This window comes from Quadrisphaera sp. RL12-1S, from assembly GCF_014270065.1.
In the GTDB taxonomy this organism is placed as follows: domain Bacteria; phylum Actinomycetota; class Actinomycetes; order Actinomycetales; family Quadrisphaeraceae; genus Quadrisphaera.
The window spans coordinates 56,194-71,797 of the sequence record NZ_JACNME010000008.1; the positions used below are offsets into that span (position 1 = coordinate 56,194).

The window sequence follows — 15,604 nt, forward strand, 5'->3', positions numbered from 1 at the left end:
CCGGGGTCGGTGGACCCCGGCGCCGGGCGCCCGGTCAGGCGCTGGTCACTGACGGGGTGCTGGCGAGAGCCCGGAGCTGACGGTGAAGGAGGAGTCGGCCTTGGACAGGTCGCTCCCGTCGGTCTTGACCGCGTACACCCGGAACCCGGCGTGCCGCAGCACCAGCGTCCTGTCCGCCCACACCTGGAAGGTGGTGCCCTGGCCAGCGGCTCCGGCCACGGGCGCGAAGGTCGCCCGAGCGGCGAAGGCCGCCGAGCCGTCTCCCTTCACCAGGGCCAGCGCGCCGCCCCCCGCCGGGGCCGTCAGGTAGTAGCCGGGGAAGTTCACCGCCTCCAGGCTGGTGCCGTCCGCGGAGGCCAGTCCGGGCCGCACCACGAAGGTGGTGTCCGCCCGGGCGCCCGCGTCGCTGCCCGCCCCGACCTGCTGCAGGTACGCCGCGAAGTCCTGGTGGCGCACCCGGTAGCCGGGGAAGTTGACGGCCTGCAGGCCCACGGCCCTGCCGGCCGTCAACGGGACCGGTGCCGCGGCGGTCAGCCCGGCGCGTACGGCGAAGGTGGAGTCCGCACGGCCCTGGTCGCTGGCGTCCGCCTTCTGCGCGAACAGCTTGAAGTCGGCGTGGCGCAGCACGAGGGTCCGGTCCGCCCACACCTGGAAGGTGGTGTTCTGGCCGGTCGCGCCCGTGACCGCCGCGAAGGTCGCGCGACCGGCGAACGACGCGGAGCCGTCGTCCTTCACCAGGCCCACGGCCCCACCGCCCACGGGGGCGGTGAGGTAGTAGCCGGGGAAGTTCACGGCCTCGAAGGAGACGCCGTCCGCGGACGCCAGACCGGTGCGCACCGAGAAGGTGCTGTCGGCCTTGGTGCCCGCGTCGCTGCCGGTCCCGGCGGGCTGCAGGTACGCGCCGAAGTCCTGGTGGCGGACCCGGTAGCCGGGGAAGTTCACGGCCTCCAGGCCGACGGCCGTGTCCGGGGTCAGCGGCACGGTGCCGCCCGGCTGGGGAGCGGGAGCGCCCTGGTCCTGCACCTGGGTGGCGCTGCCCACCGTGACCGACCCGGCGGCGCCGTTGCGGAGGGTGAGGACCTGCGCGGCCGAGGGCACTCCGTTGCGGTCCACCACGGTGAGCTCGTAGTCGCCCGGGGGCAGGGTGTTCACGGAGGCGGGCAGCGCGGCGCTGACGGTCCCCCCGTTCTGGGTGGTGGTCAGCGGTACGCGGCGCTGGTCGGTGTCCTGGCCGTGCGTGACGTCACCCATGCTCGTCAGCGAGGCGGAGGCGATGGCCCGGCCGTCACCGATGGCCAGCTTGATGGTGCCGCCGTAGGTGGCGGAGCCGGAGATCGCGGTGATCGCCGGGCGCGAGGCCCAGCGCACCACCCCGTCGCCGCCCTTGGTGAACAGGTAGGCCGGGTAGTAGAGCTCGGCGTTGAGGTTGTCCTCCGGGCCCGGCACCCCGCCGCCGCCGGTGAAGACGGCACCGCTGGGCATCAGGATCGCGGTGGAGTGGTAGGTGCGGGTCCGCTGCGCGGTCGCGGCGGCGCGCCAGGTGCCGGTGGTCGGGTTCCACACCTCGGCCTGCCGGACGGAGTTGCCGTCGCCGCCCTGGGTGCCCACCCGCGTCCCGCCGTTGGCGAGGACCTCCCCGGTCGGCAGCACGGTGAGGTTCAGCCAGTTGCGGTTGTTCGCCATCGGCTGGGTCGAGGTGGTGCGCGGCGTGGCGGTGGAGAAGTCCACCACCGCCGCGGCGTTCGTCGCGGTGGTGCCGTCCTCGTTGAAGGGCTGGCCGCCGCCGGCCACGAGCACCTTGCCCGGGGCGTACATCACCTGCGAGCCGGAGACCCGGGGGTTGAAGGGCAGGGTGCCGGTCTTGGTGACCGACCCCCTGCCAGCGGTGGACAGGCTCCACACCTGGTCACCGGACGTGCCGACCACGGTGCCGGCCGGCCCGTTGAAGGCCCGCGGGTACCACCAGCGGTTGTCCTGGGCGCCGAACGCGGTGGTGCTCTGCGCCCCGGTGAGCTTGGTCCAGGCGCCGGTGCCCGTGCCGATCTCGGGGACCGTCGCCACCGCGGAGCTGTCGTTCGGCGTCTGGTAGGCCTTGGTGTTGTAGTAGTTCGCGCCGCCGAGCACCAGCACGCGGTTGTCGGTGAGCCGCAGCGACGTGGCGTACCACCGCTGGTAGGCGAGGTTCTGACCCATCGTCTGCTGGTGCGTGACGGGGTCGTAGACCATGGTCATCTGCGTGGAGTTGCCGCCCACCATGAGCACGCGGCCGTCGGCGAGGGTCACCGGCCCGTTGCAGAAGCTGTTGTAGCCGTTCATCGACGCGGTCTGGGTGTGCGCGCCGCGGGCGGCCCCGGCGGAGACGTCCCAGTCGTCGTAGAGGGTGCCGCCCTGCTGGGCGGTGTCCAGCGGCGTGCCCCAGCTGGTCAGGTGCCCGTTGCGCCCCAGGGCGACGTGCAGCGGGATGATCGGCCACGCGGTCTGCGGACCGAACATGCCCTTGTCGGCGGCGTCCGCGGCGGGCGTGAGGGCTCCCAGCCCGGGGTCGGAGGGCTGGTTGAGCTGGACCGCCGCACCGCCCACGGTGTACGTGCCCGGCGCTGCGGCCTGGGCGGCCGGTGCGGTGGCCAGCACCAGGGACCCGCTGGTCACCAGACCGGCGACGACGGCGGCTGCGGCGACCGAGCGTGCACGGGACCGTGGCGCGCGGGCAGGGGGCAGTGGAGCCTGGACCATGGCTTCTCCGAGGTGGGGGGCGCGTTCTGTCGCACGACAGCAGCCCGGACGCTAGAGATCACCAACACGGAGAGTCAACGGATCCCGTGCTCAGGCCCCGGAAGGTCCACCCGTGCGGTGGAGCGACAACGGTGTGTCACCGTCGTGGTGCGCAGCGGTCTCCGTCGGGGAGTCGCCGCTCACGATGCGTCACCGCGAGCGGGTTCCCCGAGGGCGCGGGAGGGTGACCGCGCCGCCCGCGGGCGGGACGGCCGTGTCCCCCGGCGGAGGACGAGCCGTCGAGGCGGGCGGCCGGGGCACCGGTGGGAGGGCGCTCGACGCCGCGGTCGGGAGCGTGCGCGGTGCGGTCTCCGCCATGCGCGACGGGGCCGCGCAGCTCACCGACACCACCGCGCAGCTGGGACAGGTGGCCTCGCAGCTGGAGCAGCAGGTCAGCCAGTTCTCGGTGCGCTGAGGGCGCGCCGGCCCGTCACGCGGTCGCGGTGGCGGGCCAGGCGGCGGCGCCCAGCGCGAGCCAGCGGCTGACGTCCTCGCCGTCCATCGGCACCACGCCGAAGTCGCGCGCCGAGACCAGCGCGGTGGCCGCGAAGTCCGAGGTGGTGGCGATGACGGCGATCGCCCCGGGGTAGGAGGCACGGGCCCCCACCAGCTCCGCCACCTCCAGGGCCACCACCCGCTTGACCGGGTGGTGGTGGCAGCGCACCAGCAGGCTGGCACCTCCCCGCCGCGCCACCACGAGCATCCCGGAGGGGTCACGGGGGTCCACGTGCGCGTCCGCCCAGCCGTCTCGGCGCAGGGAGCGGCTCACCAGCAGCACGAACTGCTGCGGCGACACCTCGCGCAGCGCCTCGGCCTCCTCGCGCACGGCGGCCCGTGCCTGAGCCAGCTGGCGCTGGCGCTCGGCGTCGAGCTGGGCCGGGGACGGCGGGGGGCCCAGCAGGACGGCGCACACCCCCGCCAGCGCGACGAGGAGCGGCAGCACCACCCAGTGCCACCACCCCAGCCACCGCCAGGCCTCCGCCACCGCGTGGCGCCCGAGGAAGCCCGCCAGCGCGAGCATCACCAGGGCCGCGAGCAGCGTCCAGCGCGCACGCCCACCGCGTGCGGACGCCGCGCCCCCGCGTACCTCCGGCCTCGCCACGGGACGAGGGTGGCGACGCGTGCGACCCGGCAGCGATCACCACGCCGCGTCACCCCCCCATCGGCAGACGTCGCACGCGGCGCGGGCAGCTGCCCGGTGCACGCCCGCGCCCGCGCGCCGACAGGCCGCACCGCGCAGGCTGGCGCGGTGAGCATGCAGCTGCGCCCCACGCGCCCGCGCCACCGCGCTGCCACCACGGGGTCCGCCCCCGACCCAACCACCGACCCAGCCACCGACCCGGCCACCGGACTGGGCGCCCTCCTGCAGCACCTGCGCCACGGCGGCGGGACCGCCGCCGTCCCCGTCCTCGCCGCCGACGTGCCGGGCGACCTCACCGGGGACGGTCTGACCTGGGCCGACGACGACGCCCACGACCCGGCGTGGTGGCCCCAGGGCATCGCCGCCCTCGACGGCGGCCGGGTGCTGCTGGTGAGCTGGTACGAGACGGCGCGCGGTCCCTGGTGGAGCCGCCGGCTCCCCCGCTCCCGCGTCAGCGCGGTCGACAGGTCCGACCCCGCCCGCCCGCGCTACGCGCACGTCGAGCTGGTGGTGGCCCACCGCCGACCGCTCGCGTGGCTGCGCCCCCTCGGCGCGGTCCCGGTGCACGCCGGCGGGCTCGCCGTGGTGGCCTCCCCCTCCGAGGGGCCGCTGCTCCTGGTGGCAGACACCCTCGTCGGGCTGCGGGTCTTCGCCCTCGACGACCTGCGCCGCGCCCCCGCCGCCGCCAGCGACCGGTGGGTGCTCCCGCAGCGGCGGGCGGTGCGGGTCCCGCTGCTGCGCGCGGGCCTGGGAGCCGCCCGGTTCCGCTTCTCCTGCACCGGAGCCGGGCGCCTCGACGACGGGACCCCCGTGCTGGTCAGCGCGGAGTACCGGCGCGCGGGCGCGGTCGGACCGGGAGGTGCTCCCCGCCTCGTGGTGCACCGGCTCGACCCCGCCACCGGGCTCCCCCGCGGAGCTCCGGTGGCCGTGCACGCCGACCAGCCGCCCCGGATGCAGGGAGTGGCGCTGCTGCCCGCTGCCAGCGGGTCGGCAGGTCCCACCTGGGCGGTCTCCGCGAGCGCCGGCCACGAGCGCCGCGGCGACCTGCACGTCGGCTCCCCCGGTGCCTGGTCCACGCACCGGGGCGCGCTGCCGCCCGGCTGCGAGGACCTCGACCCCGCCGACCCGGCCGACCCCGCCTCGGTGCTGTGGGGCGCCAGCGAGCACCCGGGACGGCGCTGGGTGTTCACCGTCCACCTCCCGGCCCTGGGAGGCGGCGCCGGGGAGTCCTAGGGTTCGCGCGTGAGCACCCCGCCGTCGTCAACGCCGCCGACCCACCCCCTGGTGCCCCTGGGCGCCGGAGAGCTGGCCCGCAGCCGCGAGCTGCTCGCCTCCAGCGGCCACCTCGCCGAGACCATGCGCTTCGCGTCGGTCTCCCTGGCCGAGCCGCCCAAGGCCGAGCTGGTCGCCTGGCGCGAGGGGGACCCGGTGCCCCGCCGCACCCGCTCGGTGCTGTGGGACCGCGCTGACGACAAGACGTACACCGCCGTGGTCGACCTGGGTGCCGGGACCGTGGACGAGTGGCGCCACCTGCCCGGCGAGACGCCCAACTTCACGGTGGACGAGTGGCACGAGGCCGAGGAGGCGCTCAAGGCGCACCCCCGCGTGCAGGAGGCGCTCGCGGCCCGCGGCATCACCGACCTGGACCTGGTGCTGCTGGACACCTGGACCTACGGGCGCGAGGTGATGCCGGAGCAGTGGCGGGACCGGCGCCTGGGGTGGGCTGACGTGTGGCGCCGCGAGACGCCGACGGGCTCGCCGTACGCGCACCCGGTGAGCGGCCTGAAGTTCGTGCTCGACATGAACACCTTCGAGCTCCTGGCCGTGGACGAGGACGACGACGCGGCGCGCCGCGCGGTCGGTGCGGTGGACGCCTCGCCCGTCGTCGTCGGCGAGTACGAGGCGGACCTGCTGCCGGCGGTGCTGCCGGGCTTCGCCGTGCGGGAGCCCCTGGCGCCGCTGGAGATCACCCAGCCCGCCGGGCCGGGGTTCACCGTGGTGGACGGGCTGCTGACGTGGGACCGCTGGCAGGTGCGGCTGGGCTTCACCCCGCGCGAGGGGCTCGTCCTGCACCAGCTGGACTGGGTCGACGGGGACCAGTGCCGCACCGTCGGCCACCGGCTCTCGTTCGCGGAGATGGTGGTGCCCTACCGAGACCCGTCCTTCGACCACTACCGCCGCACCGCCTACGACATCGGCGAGTGGGGCCTGGGGTACATGACGACGTCGCTGGAGCTGGGCTGCGACTGCCTGGGCGAGATCCGCTACCTCGACGCCGTCCTCACCGACTCCCGCGGCGAGCCGTACACCGTCACCAACGCCATCTGCCTGCACGAGGAGGACGACGGCGTGCTGTGGAAGCACGTCGACGCCAGCGGCCGCGCCGCCGTGCGCCGCGCGCGCGTGATGGTGATCTCGTTCCACGCCACCGTCGCGAACTACGAGTACCTCGTCTACTGGCGCCTGCACCAGGACGGCGCGGTCAGCTGCGAGGTCCGCGCCACCGGGATCATGGTCACCACCCCGCTGCCGCCGGGCGAGGCGACCCCGGCCACGGGCGTGCTCGTGGACGAGCGCACCTACGCCCCGAACCACCAGCACTTCATCGTGGCCCGGCTGGACCTCGACGTCGACGCGCGCCCCGGGGAGCTGGCCACCAACACCGTGGTGGAGGTCGACTCGGTGGCCGAGCCGATCGGCCCCGGCAACCCGTACGGGCTGGCCGTGACCACCCGGTCGACGCCGGTGCGCTCCGAGCGGGAGGCCGCCCGCTCCACGAACGCCGCCACGGCGCGCACGTGGAAGGTCACCAACCCGCAGCGCCGCAACGCCCACGGAGCGCCGGTGGCGTACAAGCTCCACACGCCCTCGGCGATCCCGTCCCTCTTCGACCCCGAGGCGCCGCAGTTCCGGCGGGCCCCCGTCATCGGGAACCCGGTGTGGGTGACCCGCCACCACGACGACGAGCTGTGGCCGGCCGGGGACAACCCCACGCAGTCCGCCGAGGACACCGGCATGTCGCGCTGGATCGCCGACGACGAGCCGCTGGAGTCCACCGACGTGGTGCTGTGGCACGTCTTCGGGATCCACCACGTGCCGCGGCCGGAGGACTGGCCGGTGATGCCGTGCGACCCGGTGGGCTTCTCGATCACGCCGTCCGGCTTCTTCGACAGGAACCCCACCCTCGACGTCGCTCCGCCGCGCGGGCACGGCGCTGGTGCAGACGGGGGCCACTGCCACGCTTGAGGCTCAAGGCTGCTGGGCCGTGCGCCGATGTCATCGCATGGCCCAGCAGATCGTGGTGAAGAACCGCCAGCAGATGGCGGCGGAGACCGAGGACGCCCTGCGCGACGCCGCGCACGCCGGCGCCCTCGACCCGCAGGGCACCGGCGCGACGCACTTCAGCCGCCGCACCGGCTACCACCTGCACTCCGTCGGCTTCGACTCCGAGGGGCACCCCCAGACCTGGGTCTTCACCAAGGGCTGAGGCCGAGCGCCGCTCCGCCACCCCACCGGCGCGTCAGACGGGTTCGATCTGCTCGGCGTCGAGCCAGGTGCAGACCAGGTCCCCACCGCCGGTGGTCCACACGACGCGGGCCATCCAGCCCGCGCCCTCGCGACGCCACTCGAGCACCAGACCCGGGTGGTCGGCGCCGGTGGCGTGCACCCAGCAGTGCACGCGGCGCTGCGGCCGGCGCTGGGCGAGGGCCTCCTCAGCGGCCATGCGGGTGCTCTCGTTGGCCGCGACGAGCCACGCGGGCAGCCCGGTGCTCGCCCGGTTGCTGCCCCCTGCCACGGCACCAGGATGGCACCCCGGACCGCTCTCGTGCGAACGGGTGTTCGACCTCGGGACCGCCCTGACGCTGGGTGACGCGATGCCGGGAGATCAGCAGGGGCCAGTAGGAGCCAGCAGGGATCAGCTGGCGTCGGCGACGCTGTGCGACGACGCGGCGCCCGCCGCAGCGTCCTGGACCTGCTGGCGCGGGGACCGGCGACGGCGCCAGCGGTCCAACCCCTCGGCGTGCGCCGCCACCGGCGCGAGGTCGGGCGCGAGGTCGGGCGCCGCGGCCAGCGGCGCAGCCGGGCGGGGCGCCGGCACCGCTCGCGCGCACGGCAGGGTGACCTCGGGGTGCGCGGGGACGTCGTGGACGACGCCCGGCACGAGGCGCGTCCAGCCCACCCCGGTCCAGACGTGGGAGGCCTGCGCCGACCAGCCGTTGCGGCTGATGGTGACCCGCTCGCAGTCGGGGACCGCGGGGTCGAGGTAGAGGTCACCGGGGAGGGGACCGGGCGTGGGGCGCGGCGCTGCGATCACCTCGGGAACGCTACGTCGCGTCCCGCACCGAACCCGGTAACGACACGCAGCGCCACCGATTGTGAGCAAAGCGTGATGTCCGCGCGAGATCATCCAACCACACGGTGTGACAGAGCAACGACTGGGGGTCACCTCCCGGGCGCGTCCTCCCCTGGCGACCGGGTCAGGCGCCGCCCTCGGACGCCTCGGCACGCATCCGCTGCCGCTCGGAGGCCAGCGCGAACAGCTGCGCGTACGCCTCGCCGGCGGCCTCGTGCTCGCCCGCGGACTCCAGCCGCTGCGCCCGGCCCTTGAGGTCGGCCTCGCGGCGCGCCAGCTCGCGCAGGCGCACCCCACCCAGCAGACCCGCCGCCAGGCGCGCCAGGCCCTCCTCGGAGTCGACCGGGAGCGGGACCACCGCCAGCGCCCCGAGCAGCGGCCGCACCTGGTCCGCGGTGCCGTCGGCGCAGGCGTGCATGACGTGCTCGACCCAGGAGACGCCCGCCGCGCGCCCCGCGACCACCCCGCCCGCCGTGCGGACGGCCTCGTGGACGGCGCGCGACGGCGCGAGCACGAAGGCGTCCTCCGGCAGCGCGTCGAAGGCGTCCGGCACGGACGACGGCGCCTGCACCACCAGCGCCAGCAGCTGCCGCTCGGCGTCCGCGACGGCGTCGCGCTCCCCCGGCCGGCCGCCGCCGCGCTGCCCGCCACCGCGGCCCTGCTGGCCGACCCCCTGCCCCGGGCGGCCGGAGGCGCCCCGCGCCACGCGCGGCACCTCGCTGCCCACGGCCCGCTGCACCGCCCCCAGGTCCATGCCGAGCATCCGGGCCAGCTGGCGGGTGTGCTCCTCGCGCAGCTGCCGGTCCTTGATGCCGGCCACCACCGGGGCGGCCGCCGCGAGCGCCTTGACGCGCCCCTCGGCGGTCTCCAGGTCCCACCCGGTGAGCACCTGGCGGACGGCGAACTCGAACATCGGGCGCTTCGCCTCGACCAGGGCCACCACGGCCTCGTCGCCGTCGGCCATCCGCAGGTCGCACGGGTCCATGCCGCGCGGCTCCACCGCCACGTAGGTGGCGGCCACGAACTCCTGGTCGTGCTCGAAGGCCTTCAGCGCCGCCTTCTGGCCGGCGGCGTCGCCGTCGAAGGTGAAGACCACCTGGCCGGCGCCGTCGTCGTCGCCCAGCATCCTGCGGACGATGCCCACGTGGTCGGAGCCGAACGCCGTGCCGCACGTGGCCACCGCCGTCGGCACCCCGGCGAGGTGGCAGGCCATGACGTCGGTGTACCCCTCCACCACCACCACCTGCTTGCGCCGACCGATCTCCTTCTTGGCGAGGTCGAGGCCGTAGAGCACGTGGGACTTGCGGTACAGCGGCGTCTCGGGGGTGTTGAGGTACTTCGGGCCGGAGTCGTCCTCGGTGAGGCGCCGGGCGCCGAAGCCGATGGTGGCGCCGGTGACGTCGCGGATGGGCCACACCAGCCGGCCGCGGAACCTGTCGTACGGGCCGCGCTGGCCCTGCGCCGCCAGACCGCCGGTGACGAGCTCGTCGGTGGTGAAGCCCCTCCCCCGCAGGTGGTCGGTGAGGGCGCCCCACCCGGTGGGGGCGTAGCCGACGCCGAACTGCTCCGCGGCGGCCCGGTCGAAGCCCCGGTCCTTGAGGAACTGCCGGCCCACCTGCGCCTCGGGCGAGAAGAGCCGCTCGGCGTAGTACTCCGCCGCGACCCGGTGGGCGTCCAGGAGGCGCTGGCGCTTGCCGACGTCCTGGGCGGGGCGGGCACCCCCGCCGTCCTCGTAGCGCAGGGTGACCCCGGCGCGTCCGGCCATCGTCTCGACGGCCTCGACGAACGTGACGCCGGTGGTCTTGACGAGGAAGTCGAAGACGTCGCCGCTCTCGCCGCACCCGAAGCACCGGTAGCGCCCCGTCGAGGTGCGGACCGTGAAGGACGGCGTGCGCTCGTCGTGGAAGGGGCACAGGCCCTTGAGGGAGCCGACGCCGGCGGACTTGAGCACGACCTGCTCGCCGACCACCTCGTCGATCCGCACCCGCTCGCGGACGGCGTCGACGTCCTCGCGCCGGATCTTCCCCGCCACCCCAGGAGTCTAGGTGGCTCTCCTGCCGCCGCCGGTCGGGCGACGGCGGCCTGTGCACAGCGGTCGGGCGGGCCGTCCGAGACCTACGCTCGGCGGGTGACGGACCTGCTGGGCTGGCTGGGCGACCTGCCCTCGGTGGTCCCCACCCTGCCGGTGTGGTTCAGCGTGGCCCTCATCGCCGTGGACGCCGTCATCCGCGTGGTCGCCGTCGCCGTCGTCCCCACCAACCGCCGTCCGTCCTCGGCGATGGCGTGGCTGCTGGCCATCTTCTTCCTGCCCTACCTGGGCATCGCCGCGTTCTGGCTCATCGGCTCCCCCAAGCTGCCGCGGGTGCGGCGCCAGAAGCAGCGCACCATCAACAAGATGATCATGGCGCGCACCGAGGGCATGGACCTCATGCGCGAGGACGACCCGTGGCCGCCGTGGCTGGCCTCGCTGGTCCGCCTCAACCGCCACGCCGGGGCGATGCCGCTGGTCACCCGCAACGCCGCGGAGATCTCCACCGACTACGACAAGGTGCTGCTGCAGCTGGCCGAGGAGGTCGACACCGCGCAGCGCTTCGTGCACGTGGAGTTCTACATCCTCAACCTCGACGCCGCGACGCAGCCGCTCTTCGACGCCCTGGCCCGCGCGGTGGACCGCGGCGTCACGGTGCGCGTCCTGCTGGACCACGTCGCCTCGCTGCGCACCCCCGGCTACCGCCGCACGCTGCGCGCCCTGGACGACCTCGGCGCCCAGTGGCACGAGATGCTCCCCGTGCAGCCCCTGCGCGGGAGGTTCCAGCGGCCCGACCTGCGCAACCACCGCAAGATCCTCGTGGTGGACGGGCTGGTGGCGTTCACCGGAAGCCAGAACGCCGTGGACCGCGGGTACCACAAGAAGCGCTACGGCCGGCGGAACCTGGCCTGGCAGGACGTCATGGTGCGCTTCGAGGGGCCCGTGGTCGCCGAGATCAACGCCCTGTTCATCACCGACTGGTACTCCGAGACCGACGAGCTGCTCGAGGCCGAGGCGGAGGCCGCGATCCCCGCGCCGCTGGAGGGCGGGACCGCCGACGCCGCACCGGTGGTGGCCGCCGGGCGTCCGGGCCTGCTCGACTGCCAGGTGGTGCCGTCGGGTCCCGGCTTCGACGGCGAGAACAACCTCAAGCTCTTCAACGCGCTCATGTACTACGCCCAGGAGCGCGTCATCATCACCAGCCCGTACTTCGTCCCCGACGACTCGCTGCTCTACGCGGTGACCACCGCCGCCGAGCGCGGCCTGCGGGTGGAGCTGTTCGTCTCCGAGGTGGGCGACCAGTGGCTGGTCTTCCACGCGCAGCGCTCCTACTACGAGGCGCTGCTGCGGGCCGGGGTGCGGATCTTCCTCTACCCGGCGCCGTACATCCTCCACGCCAAGCACGTCTCGATCGACGACGACGTCGCGGTGGTCGGCTCCTCCAACATGGACATCCGGTCCTTCAGCCTCAACCTCGAGATCTCCGTCATGGTGCGCGGCCGCTCCTTCGTGGACGACCTGCGCCAGGTCGAGGACTCCTACCGCGCCGTCAGCCGGGAGCTGCTGCTGAGCGACTGGCTGCAGCGGCCCTGGCGCAGCAAGCTCTTCGACAACGTCTGCCGCCTGACATCGGCCCTGCAGTAGCCGTCGCGCTCACGGACCGGAGCGGGGCGGACGGGTCGAGGCTCGCGGGATCAGGGTCGGGGCACTGAGCGACGTCCTCCCCGCCTGCGCGCCCCCCTCCTGCAGCAGGAGGTCGAGCGCCTTGGACGCGATGCTCTCGAACGGCACCCGCACGGAGGTGAGCGGCACGGGCATGCGGCTGACGATGGGGATGTCGTTGTAGCCCACCACGGACACGTCCCGGCCCACCTCCAGGCCGAGGCGGGTGGCGGCCGAGACGGCACCGACCGCGAGGTTGTCGTTGACCGTGAACAAGGCGGTGGGACGTGCCTCCGACTGCAGCAGCCGCGCCCCGTGCTCCTCGCCGGACTCCACCCCGAAGGACGTCGGGACGACGAGCGCGGGGTCCACGGGCAGGCCCGCCTCGCGCAACGCGCGCTCGTAACCGCGACGCCTCCCCAGCGCCGTGGAGGCGAAGTCCGGACCGGCGAGGAGCCCGATCAGGCGGTGGCCGAGGTCGAGCAGGTGGCGCGTGGCCAGGTAGCCGCCCAGCTCGTCGTCACCGAGGGAGGCCGGGCTCGCGCCGTCGGTCCGCAGTGCGAGCACGTGCGGGACCCCCCGCTCGCGCAGGTCACGGGGCAGCTGGTCGTCGACGCGAGCGGTGGCGAGGACCAGGCCGTCGACCTGGCGTGCGAGTAGGGCCTCGGTCGCGGTCCGCTCCAGGTCGGGATCGTCGCCGGCGACGGAGACGACGGCGAAGAGGCCGCGCCGGGACGCCTCGGCGTAGACGGCTTCGAAGAGGACGGCCATGACGGTGTCCGTGAGCCGGGGCACGAGCAGGCCGACGGTGCCGGTGGCGGCGCGGCGCAGGCTGGAGGCGGCGAGGTTGCGCCGGTAGCCGAGCTCCTCGGCCACGCGGCGCACCCGGGCGGCGGCCTCGCTGCGCGTGGGGGGCAGACGCTCGTCGAGGACGCGCGACACCATCGACACGCTCACCCCCGCGCGCTCGGCGATGTCCCGCAGCGTCACGGCTGCCGCCACGGCCACCCCCTCCTGCGCCAGGCCGTCCCACAGCGGCCGCCGACCAGAGCCAGCAGGTCGACCCTAGCCGACCCCTTGACACGCGACGGCCTCCGGGAGAAGTGTATGCAAACGTTCCACTGAACGATGCAACACAGTGGCCCGACAGCCAGCTCGACGATGAGGAAGGCACCTGACATGACCCTCCAGCCTCTCAACCTCCGCGGCCTGACCCCCGCCCCCGTCACGCCCTTCACCCGCGAGGGCGCGGTCGACCACGACGCCATCGCCCGCCTCGGCCGCTTCTACTCCAGCGTCGAGGGCATCACCGGCCTGGTGGTCCTGGGCCACGCCGGGGAGGGCACCTTCCTCACCCAGTCCGAGCAGGCTGACGTCATCACCTCCTTCGCCGAGGCAGCACCGAGCATCCCGATCATCGCCGGCATCACCGGTGAGGGCACCGCCGTGGCGGCGCAGGAGGCCCAGCGCGCCGTGGCCGCGGGCGCCGCTGCTGGCCTGGTGTACCCCTCCCACGGCTGGCTGCGCTTCGGCTTCCAGCCCGGCGCCGCCCAGGACCGCTACCGCGCGATCCACGAGGAGAGCGGTCTGCCGCTGATCCTCTTCCAGTACCCGGACGCCACCAAGGCCAGCTACGACCTGGCGACCCAGCTGGACATCGCCGCCCAGCCCGGCGTCTTCGCCACCAAGAACGGCGTGCGCAACATGAAGCGCTGGGACACCGAGATCCCCGTCCTGCGCCGCGAGCACCCTGACCTGCAGGTGCTCTCCTGCCACGACGAGTACCTCCTGCACACGATCTTCGACGTCGACGGCCTGCTCGTCGGCTACGGGGGCATCGCCCCGGAGCTGCTCGTGGACTTCATCGCCGCGGGGAAGGCCAAGGACTACCCCGCCGCCCGCGCCCTGCACGACCGCCTGCTCCCGGTGACCAAGGCCGTGTACCACCGCGGCTCGCACATGGAGGGGACCGTGGCGCTGAAGTGGGCCCTCGTGGCGCGCGGCCTGCTCGACCACGCCACCGTCCGCTCCCCGCTGATGCCCCTGCCGGAAGGCGCCGAGGCCGAGATCGCCGCCGCCGTCGCCGCGGCCGACATGCCGGAGGTCCGCCTAGGCGACCTCGTCTCCGCCTGAGACCCTCCCGGTGGGGGGCAGCGCTCGCCGCCCCCCACCGGGAGCACCACCGCACCACCGCAGCTCAGCACTCAGCACGACAGCAGCACCGGCGCCGATGGGCGCCACCTCAGCAACGACGCCGAGAAAGGGCTTCCGCCCATGAGCCAGACCCACCGCACCGTCAGCGCGGACCCCGTGTTGCTGGTCTCCCACGACTCCGCCCCCTCACCCTCAGCCTCCGCCCCCGCTCCCGCGCCCACGCCCACGGGCTCCGGCAGCGAGGAGCCCGCGCCCCCCGCCGGCCGCTGGAGGTCCCGCCTCCGGCTGCTCGCCCTGGCAGGGCCCGCCTTCATCGCCGGTGCCTGGCAGTTCGGCCCGGGCAACCTCACCTCGGCCATCCAGGCCGGTAGCCGCTACGGTTACTCCCTCATCTGGGTGATCGCGGTGGCGACGGTCCTCATGGTCGTCTTCGCCGACATGAGCATCCGCGTGGCCCTGCGCTCGCGCGGCTCGCTCGTCGACACCATCAAGACCACCCTGGGGCGCCCCACCGGGGTGGCGGCCGGCCTGGGCGTCTTCCTCATCACCCTGGCCTTCTCCGTCGGCAACGCCGTCGGGACCGGGCTGGGCCTGTCCCTCGTGGTGGGCGGCAACCCGATGTGGTGGACGCTGGCCGTGACCGCCGTCATCGCCTGCATCGTCTTCGCGCGCTCCCTCTACGGCGTCGTCGAGAAGCTGCTGCTGGTCATCGTGGCGGCCATGGGCATCGCCTTCGTCGCCACGGCGATCGTCACGCGACCCGACTGGGGGGCTGCCGCCGGCGGTCTGGTCCCGGTCGTCCCCGCGGGGACGGGCCTGCTGCTCGTCGCCCTCGTCGGGACGAACTTCTCGATGAACGCCGCCTTCTACACCGGGTACGCCTCCCGCGAGCGCGGCCTGCGCCGCGAGCAGTACCGGGAGACGACCATCGTCGACACCGTTCCCGGCATCGTGGCTCCCGGCATCATGACGGCGCTGGTGGTCATCGCCGCTGCGGCGACGCTCCCGGGCGTCGGAGGCGCAGCAGGCGCCACGCTGGGTGACTTCTCCGGCGTCCTGGAGCCCATCGCCGGCGAGCTCGGTCGCACCATCTTCGCGCTCGGGTTCTTCGGCGCCGCCGTGGCGGCCATGATCGCCAACGCGACGGCCGGTGGCACGCTGCTCTCGGACGGCCTGGGCTTCGGCAACACGCTCTCCAGCTGGAGGCCCCGGCTGGGCATGCTCGCGGTGCTGGCGTTCGGAGCCACCGTCACGGTGCTCGCGCACGGCACCTCGCCGGTGCAGCTCATCATCGTGGCCCAGGCGCTCACCGTGGTCGTGGCGCCGCTGCTGGGCGTGCTGCTCTTCGTCCTGACCAACAACCGCCGGCTCATGGGCGACCTGGCCAACCGCTGGTGGCAGAACGTCCTGGCTGTCGTCGGCATCGCCGCGATCTTCGCCGTCTGCTACCAGCTGCTGGTGACCGTCGTCCTCTGAGGCCCACAGCCCCACG

Annotated in this window: 13 protein-coding genes; 7 read left to right on the forward strand and 6 right to left on the reverse strand. The window is 74.3% G+C overall.

The genetic code is table 11. From position 1 onward, the window contains the following. Positions 1–45: 45 nt before the first annotated feature. Positions 46–2,649 carry an AbfB domain-containing protein gene (locus H7K62_RS24075; RefSeq protein WP_186719705.1) on the reverse strand — a complete coding sequence of 868 codons (2,604 nt, stop codon included), beginning with the start codon at positions 2,647–2,649 and terminating at the stop codon, positions 46–48. A 307-nt stretch (positions 2,650–2,956) separates the two neighbouring features. Between H7K62_RS24075 and H7K62_RS14955 the strand changes: the two genes are divergently transcribed. Continuing rightward, positions 2,957–3,187, forward strand: a complete 231-nt coding sequence (locus H7K62_RS14955; protein WP_186719706.1) for a hypothetical protein — start codon at positions 2,957–2,959, stop codon at positions 3,185–3,187. A 15-nt stretch (positions 3,188–3,202) separates the two neighbouring features. Here the strand turns inward: H7K62_RS14955 and H7K62_RS14960 are convergent, their stop codons facing one another. Continuing rightward, positions 3,203–3,874 carry a restriction endonuclease gene (locus H7K62_RS14960; protein ID WP_186719710.1) on the reverse strand — a complete coding sequence of 224 codons (672 nt, stop codon included), beginning with the start codon at positions 3,872–3,874 and terminating at the stop codon, positions 3,203–3,205. A gap of 147 nt (positions 3,875–4,021) precedes the next feature. Between H7K62_RS14960 and H7K62_RS14965 the strand changes: the two genes are divergently transcribed. From H7K62_RS14965 to H7K62_RS14975, 3 genes are read left to right on the forward strand one after another with little or no spacing between them, the layout of a single operon-like run. Beyond that, entirely contained in the window at positions 4,022–5,146 is a 1,125-nt protein-coding gene (locus tag H7K62_RS14965) for a hypothetical protein (RefSeq protein WP_186719712.1), read from the forward strand. Between the two features lie 9 nt (positions 5,147–5,155). After that, positions 5,156–7,159, forward strand: a complete 2,004-nt coding sequence (locus H7K62_RS14970) for a primary-amine oxidase (protein WP_186719714.1) — start codon at positions 5,156–5,158, stop codon at positions 7,157–7,159. Positions 7,160–7,196: 37 nt separating this feature from the next. Continuing rightward, positions 7,197–7,400, forward strand: coding sequence for a hypothetical protein (locus tag H7K62_RS14975; protein ID WP_186719716.1), 204 nt, complete (start codon positions 7,197–7,199; stop codon positions 7,398–7,400). A gap of 33 nt (positions 7,401–7,433) precedes the next feature. Here the strand turns inward: H7K62_RS14975 and H7K62_RS14980 are convergent, their stop codons facing one another. The 3 genes from H7K62_RS14980 to dnaG all read right to left on the reverse strand — a co-directional run bounded on the left by H7K62_RS14980 (position 7,434) and on the right by dnaG (position 10,299). Continuing rightward, complete coding sequence (locus H7K62_RS14980; protein WP_186719723.1) at positions 7,434–7,709, reverse strand: hypothetical protein; 276 nt, start codon at positions 7,707–7,709, stop codon at positions 7,434–7,436. Positions 7,710–7,829: 120 nt separating this feature from the next. Continuing rightward, positions 7,830–8,228 (reverse strand): hypothetical protein, encoded by a 399-nt coding sequence (locus H7K62_RS14985; RefSeq protein ID WP_186719725.1) that lies wholly within the window; start codon positions 8,226–8,228, stop codon positions 7,830–7,832. A gap of 163 nt (positions 8,229–8,391) precedes the next feature. Then, positions 8,392–10,299 carry a DNA primase gene (gene dnaG, locus H7K62_RS14990; protein ID WP_186719727.1) on the reverse strand — a complete coding sequence of 636 codons (1,908 nt, stop codon included), beginning with the start codon at positions 10,297–10,299 and terminating at the stop codon, positions 8,392–8,394. Between the two features lie 105 nt (positions 10,300–10,404). Here dnaG and cls point away from each other — a divergent pair, with 105 nt between their 5' ends. Beyond that, on the forward strand, positions 10,405–11,940 hold the full coding sequence (cls, locus tag H7K62_RS14995) for a cardiolipin synthase (RefSeq protein ID WP_255480491.1): 1,536 nt from the start codon (positions 10,405–10,407) through the stop codon (positions 11,938–11,940). Between the two features lie 9 nt (positions 11,941–11,949). Here cls and H7K62_RS15000 read toward each other — a convergent pair whose 3' ends face one another. Next, entirely contained in the window at positions 11,950–12,960 is a 1,011-nt protein-coding gene (locus H7K62_RS15000; RefSeq protein WP_222437662.1) for a LacI family DNA-binding transcriptional regulator, read from the reverse strand. Positions 12,961–13,137: 177 nt separating this feature from the next. Here H7K62_RS15000 and H7K62_RS15005 point away from each other — a divergent pair, with 177 nt between their 5' ends. Continuing rightward, a complete protein-coding gene (locus tag H7K62_RS15005) occupies positions 13,138–14,091 on the forward strand; it encodes a dihydrodipicolinate synthase family protein (RefSeq protein WP_186719729.1) in 954 nt (317 codons plus the stop codon). Between the two features lie 141 nt (positions 14,092–14,232). After that, on the forward strand, positions 14,233–15,588 hold the full coding sequence (locus H7K62_RS15010) for an Nramp family divalent metal transporter (RefSeq protein WP_186719732.1): 1,356 nt from the start codon (positions 14,233–14,235) through the stop codon (positions 15,586–15,588). The last annotated feature ends 16 nt before the right edge of the window (positions 15,589–15,604 follow it).

Excerpts from the sequence above, each read along its gene's own strand:
- H7K62_RS14975 (WP_186719716.1), top strand. The coding sequence starts at position 7,197 with ATGGCCCAGCAGATCGTGGTGAAGAACCGCCAGCAGATGGCGGCGGAG.
- H7K62_RS15005 (WP_186719729.1), top strand. The coding sequence starts at position 13,138 with ATGACCCTCCAGCCTCTCAACCTCCGCGGCCTGACCCCCGCCCCCGTC.
- H7K62_RS15010 (WP_186719732.1), top strand. The coding sequence starts at position 14,233 with ATGAGCCAGACCCACCGCACCGTCAGCGCGGACCCCGTGTTGCTGGTC.